This is a genomic window from Aeromonas piscicola (assembly GCF_000820005.1).
Lineage (GTDB): Bacteria > Pseudomonadota > Gammaproteobacteria > Enterobacterales > Aeromonadaceae > Aeromonas > Aeromonas piscicola.
Genome location: NZ_CDBL01000028.1, coordinates 519 through 852 on the forward strand (window position 1 = coordinate 519; position 334 = coordinate 852).

Annotated in this window: 1 pseudogene; it reads right to left on the reverse strand. The window is 60.5% G+C overall.

Going from position 1 to position 334, the window contains the following annotated elements:
• Window positions 1–206, reverse strand: a pseudogene (locus BN1128_RS04420) (bifunctional indole-3-glycerol-phosphate synthase TrpC/phosphoribosylanthranilate isomerase TrpF); the annotation flags it as partial.
• Window positions 207–334: the final 128 nt, after the last annotated feature.

Sequence of the window (334 nt, forward strand, 5' to 3'; positions counted from 1 at the left end):
TCCAGAATAAAGCGGGTGGAACCGGCCTTGAGCGCACCGACGAAATCCCGATCGCTGGCTACCAGTTCGCTCTGGAAGCTCTCTAGCGGCTGGGCCAGCTTGCGGGCGGCAACCCACTCCTGCTTGGCCGCCACTATCTTGCCGAGAATGGTCTGGTTGATGGAGGCCATGTTCAGGTAGGCATGGGGAGCAATGGGGTCTGACATCTCGTTATCCTTGCGAAACTGGGTACTGCCCTGCGGGCGATCTGAGCTAGTGCCTGAGTGAGTGCCGTGCTGGTTCTTGGCTGACATCATGCCTCCTGATGGCTCAGGGTGGCCAGCCTGGCGGCAAG